This is a genomic window from Arthrobacter sp. 05N429, from assembly GCF_056397045.1.
The window spans coordinates 1-5,027 of sequence record NZ_JBFTMQ010000024.1 but is presented as its reverse complement, the minus strand read 5'-3'; the positions used below and the strand labels follow the sequence as shown (position 1 = coordinate 5,027).

Annotated in this window: 5 protein-coding genes; 1 reads left to right on the top strand and 4 read right to left on the bottom strand. The window is 68.4% G+C overall.

The window, feature by feature from the left end; genetic code table 11:
- Nucleotides 1–222: hypothetical protein (locus AC1DF4_RS19050; RefSeq protein ID WP_476914310.1), on the top strand; the 222-nt coding region annotated here is incomplete at its 5' end.
- On the opposite strand, the gene AC1DF4_RS19045 is transcribed toward AC1DF4_RS19050, so the two are convergent.
- The 4 genes from AC1DF4_RS19045 to AC1DF4_RS19030 form a co-directional block, all read right to left on the bottom strand.
- Nucleotides 203–1,486 carry a lipopolysaccharide biosynthesis protein gene (locus AC1DF4_RS19045; protein WP_476914340.1) on the bottom strand — a complete coding sequence of 428 codons (1,284 nt, stop codon included), beginning with the start codon at nt 1,484–1,486 and terminating at the stop codon, nt 203–205. The genes AC1DF4_RS19050 and AC1DF4_RS19045 overlap by 20 nt on opposite strands.
- Entirely contained in the window at nt 1,476–2,294 is an 819-nt protein-coding gene (locus AC1DF4_RS19040) for a glycosyltransferase family 2 protein (RefSeq protein ID WP_476914339.1), read from the bottom strand. Before AC1DF4_RS19040 ends, AC1DF4_RS19045 begins: the two co-directional genes overlap by 11 nt.
- A gap of 13 nt (nt 2,295–2,307) precedes the next feature.
- Entirely contained in the window at nt 2,308–3,408 is a 1,101-nt protein-coding gene (locus tag AC1DF4_RS19035) for a hypothetical protein (protein WP_476914338.1), read from the bottom strand.
- Nucleotides 3,409–3,935: 527 nt separating this feature from the next.
- The gene (locus AC1DF4_RS19030; protein WP_476914337.1) at nt 3,936–4,988 is read right to left on the bottom strand and encodes a hypothetical protein; all 1,053 of its coding nucleotides are present in this window, start codon (nt 4,986–4,988) and stop codon (nt 3,936–3,938) included.
- Nucleotides 4,989–5,027 lie beyond the last annotated feature (39 nt).

Genomic DNA, 5,027 nt, shown 5'->3' with positions numbered 1-5,027 from the left:
AAAGCAACATTCAACAACAAAACCCCCACCCAGAACGGATACGGCAACACCGCAACCAGCCCCAGGTCACTACCCACCGGCACCGCCACCGTCGAAGCAGCCCCCACCGCAAGCGCCAACGACACAACACCCGCCACCACACACCACACATCACGGGCCCTCCAACGCCCCTCCGTGCGGCTGGCCACATCAAGCGTGCTCGTCATCGCGCCTCCCGAGTGACGCGCCGCAGGACGGCGAGGAGACGAAGGCCGACCGCGGCCGCCCCGATGGAGAGCACCACCAGCCACGCAAGGGCCATGGTGCTGGCGCCCTGGTCGGCGGCCCATAGCGCTGAGGCGCAGAGTGCGACTCCGAGTATCACGCCGACTATGATCGCCTCCGTGTAGGTACCGCGGGCCCGGCACACGGCGTTGTAGGCCTGCAGCACCGCGTACGGCACCAGTCCGGCTGCCAACCACCTCAGGGCACCGGCGGACGAATCGGCGTACCGCTCCCCCAGCAGGCCGAGCAGCGGGTGAGCGAGGATGGCGAGAACGGCGGCTGCCAGGCCACCTACGGCGAGCGACCACCGGAGACTCGCCCAAGTGGTCGCCACCAGGCGGTCCGGGTCGCGGACACCCTCGGAGAACTGGACGATGCCCATCAGCATCGGAGCGGAGTAGGCGGCCCAGGCCATCATCCAGGCGGGATACCAGTAGGCAGCTGCCTCCGGAGCCACCATGTGCGCGAGCAGGAGCGGCAGCACCAGCCCGGGAGCGCGCTCCGTGAGGGTGACGAGCTGGTACGGAAGGCCCATTGCCAGCAGTGGCCGGCCGCGCGCCGGGCGCAAGGACAGTCGCGGCCGGTAGCCGACCAGTCTTCGCAGCTGGACCGCACCGACGACGCACGCGACGGTCGTCCCGAGGGTCCAGCAGGCCATCAGCACGTCGGCGGAGGTGCCGTTTGACAGCCATGCCACGAGCGCAGCGGCCCCGAGTGAGACCCCGCCGCCCAACACGTACCTCGAGGTCGCGCTGGCACCGCGTCCCAATGCCACTAGCGCCTGGTCCAGCACGATGACCAGGGTGCCTGTGACGGCAGCCACGAGGAATGTAAGCCAGAAGAGAACCGATACCAAGGCTGTCTCCGGCATCGCAACCGACTGCAGCACAAGATAGCCGAGGGCCAGCGCAGTGCCGGCTACCCCCACGATGGCGAACGCCGCGTCCAGCACCCGTGCGGGCGGCTCGCCCCGCCCCACAGCCACGATCACGGCCGACCCGGCACCCAGGACCGCGAGCTGCGTGCAGATCATCACCGCCGAGACCGCTGCCATGGTGAGCCCGACCTCACGGTCGGACGCTGCGCGCGCGGCCACGACCCAGAAAGCGAAACCCGCGCCCGTCTGGGCGGCCTTGGCCACTATGAGGCCGAGCGAGCTGCGCAGGGGGGAATGTCGGGCGGTCGAACCGCCCATGACAACGGTCCCCCGCTCAGCGCTCACGACGCAAACCCCTCGCCATGGCCGTGTAGTTGTACCAGCAGAACGCCCCGTAGTAGCGCAGCCACCGAGGCTGGCCCTCGGCCAGGCTCAAGGCGCTGCCACGGACTGCCGCGGCGGCGGGCAGCAGCGCCAACCTCGCACCGCGCAAGCCGTGCTTGCGGACCATCCGACCCAGTCCTGTTCCGTCCATCACGAACTGGTCGAGCGCGAAGTCGAAGTCGTCTGCGGCGAAACGATGTTCGACGAAGACCCGGCGGGAAACCCCCGTTCGCAGCCCTGAATCCCGCATCCGCCAACGTAGCTCAATGTCCTCCCCCGATTTGAACGAGTCATCGAAACCCACGCCCAGCATCAGGTCGCGGTCAACGATCGTCGCCACGAGCCCGAACCAGTTGCGGCTGCGGCCGGTGCGATGGTGATGTGCCAGCGCCTGCCCCCAGTAGCCCGGTCCAGCGACACTCTCCAAACCGGCCTGGAGGGCGTCGTAGCCGCCCTCCACCAACTCTGTGAGCAGGTCGGCGACGCCCGAGGGCCCGAACACGACGTCGGCGTCGACGAGCAGGACCCACCGGGTGCCGCTGCTCCGCACACCAAGCGTTCGAGCCCATGGCAGGCCGCGGCCCTCGTCACTCACGACCCGGGCACCGGCCGCGAGGGCGATGTCGACGGTTCGGTCCGTGGAGCAGCCGTCCACCACGATGATCTCAGCGACACCGGACTGACGCAGGGCCTCCAGACAACGCGGGAGCAGGTCCTCCGCGTTGCGGGCCGGAACGACCGCGGTTACCTCGGAAGGGCTGTGACCCACTGTGTCCACATCCTCAGATCTGCTCGTCAAGCACCGACGGCAGCAGCTGCTCGAGATACCGGACGATGTCGTCCGATGCCTCGTCCGCCGAGAACGCGGAGGGCACCTGCAACAGGTGGCAGGGACGTCCGTCGAGCGCCTTGCTCAGCACGACCCCCTTCGCCGCGAAGTGTTCGCGCCACGGGAGGACGGACGTGGCCGCCAGGCCGGTCACGACCCGCTGCGAGAAGCCTGCCATCTCGATGTGGAAGTTGCCGAGCATGCGGTCGACCATCCAATCGCTCGTCCGCTCGACGATCCGGGACCGGGAGCCCTCGTATCGCTCGATGTAGATCGCGGCCCCGAGCGGGGCCGAGGTTGTCACTTCCCGCCCCGGGAACGCGGTTCCCGGATCGACCATGCGGTGCTCCGGCGACCAGCGCCGGGAGAAGTCCGCGAGGCGCGGATAACGGATAACGTACGGGTGAACCACCGTGGTGAAACGGCCGACGCTGTCGGAGAGCCGGGAGGGGACCAGTGGCTTCCTGACACCTTCGAACAGGTGCGGGTAGATGGCCCGGTGGTGCGGCTTGATGAACATCGGCTTCGCGTAGCCGAGCATCGTGGCGTCCTCGGCGAGGAAGGCCCAGTCGTCACCCATGAACGACCACCCCTCGCGCCGCATCAGCTTGGCGGCAGTGCTCGTCTTGCCTGTCCCTCCGGCTGCGGGAAGCGCGATCGCGTGACCGCGGTACGCCATCGTTGCAGCGTGGATCATGCCAGCGCCTCTACCGACCATGGCGGCATCGAGAACAGGAACCACGGAGGTCAACAGCTCGCCCGGCCCATGAATGCGCCACTGCTCTGCGTCCCTCACGACCTGGACCCGATCGGCCTGGAAACGCACGCTGTTGTCCGTATACGCGAGCTCGTGCTCAACCAGACCTGCATCCGGCATCGGCTCCAGCCGGCTATCGACGACGATGTCGGCCGGCCGCTCCGTGGCGGTGGCGAAACACGCCAACATGCTCTTGAGCTGGGCCGCTGCCGGCGCCTCCGCGTCGACGCGAATCATAACGCGGCCGTGGATGTCGAAGTGCAGTGCTTTGGTCTTGGTCGTGGTCTTGGTCTGCATGGTCCTCCCCTGTCTGAGTGGTGTCGGTCGGATGGTGTCTCGGCCCCAACGACTGGTCCATCCAAGTGCCCCGAGAGGTGTTCGAAACCCCCGGCCGAGTGACTCTGCCGTAATTGACCGTATGGTAGGCCAGCCAGGTAAACAACGGTAGTGACTACTCGCTTTTACTTGGCGTCCTACTAGGGAATTTCGTGCTCCTGCCAGTGCCGGGGGGTGAGAATCGCACCGGGTTTGATGGAGGCATCGACTACCCGGAAGGACGATGCCCATGCCGGCACAACGGAAGTACCCGAACCAGTTGCGTTAGCGCGCACCGCGGTTGGCCATTGATGCGAGGAAAGACCTGCCACCAGGACCGGCGCGTCCCGGCGGATAGGACAGCAGGTCGGGGTGGCGGTGCCTGATGTGCGGGCCGGGGACCCAAGCGAAAGCTCGGGAGCGGCAGCTGGCTCGATTGTCAGTGAGCACGGCTTTGACCTTGGACGCGCGTGATGCCCTCCCGGCCGGTGCGCCGGCACCGGTACGGCTCAGCCACCGTCCGGATGCCAGTACCGCAGTCCGCCGCTTGTGGTGCCGTCGCGGGCGACGTCGACCATGGCATACGGGAACGCCCTACGGTCCGACTGGTCAGGTCCGCGACCGCGGACGTCCGAACACCACGTACCGGTGTTGATGTACCGGGTGGGGCACGCTTCGAGCGCCGACTCGAGGGCACGGTGGGTGTGGCCCGAAACGTACCAGGCCACCCCGGAACCGTGCGCCTCGAGGGTACGTACGAATCGGCCCGCTGCAGCAGGAGCCCCCTCGCCGGCGCCTCTGCGCCCGGCGGCCGCCAGCACCATGCGGGTCGCGGCGACCGGGAGCGCCGACACCGTCCGGAACCGGGACAGGCGCGCCAGGTCCCGAACGGCCACCCCGTCGAGCGCGAGCCGCCGTGACTCGGTCTGCAACAGCTCGTCGTAGGCGACCTCCCGGACCCGGCGTTCCGCCCGCTCGGACGCCAGGCAGGCCCGGGCAACGGCACCGGCACGGCTCAGGCGCGAGGTAGACGGATGTGCGTTCCAGGCAGCGAGCGGCGGCAGGTCCAGCTCGTCGGTGCCGTTGACCGCCGCTCGGAGCACCTCGGGCACCCGGTGCAGCGCGTGGTGCTGGTGCCCGTGCTCGGCCACAAGCACATGGGGCACATGCAGGAACCACGGGTGCACCTGGACCATCGTGGGCTCGGCCGGTGACAGCAACGCCGACAGGCGGGCGGCAACGGAGGGCCGGGCCAGCTCCACATCGTGGTTGCCGCACACGAAGTGCAGCTGCACACCGCGCGCCGCGCACGCCTTCAGTGCCCGGAATGTGTCGCCGTGGCGGGCGAGGATGGACTCGAGCCGGGCCAGGCTCTCGTCCTCGGTGAACCCGACCAGCTCGAACGTGTCACCGACGAAGACAACGTGCTGCTGTGGGCCGGAAGCTGCCAGTACCTCGTTGTGCAGGAATGCGGGGAGTATGTTGCCGGGGTGGCGGGGGTCTTCGTCTGACACGCCGAGGTGGAGGTCGCTGAGGAGCCGCCACTGCGCCGGGAGGCTCATGCGAGCAGTCCGAGCACGCGGGGAACGAAGAGGAGCACG

Excerpts from the sequence above, each read along its gene's own strand:
- AC1DF4_RS19035 (WP_476914338.1), bottom strand. The coding sequence starts at position 3,408 with ATGCAGACCAAGACCACGACCAAGACCAAAGCACTGCACTTCGACATC.
- AC1DF4_RS19030 (WP_476914337.1), bottom strand. The coding sequence starts at position 4,988 with ATGAGCCTCCCGGCGCAGTGGCGGCTCCTCAGCGACCTCCACCTCGGC.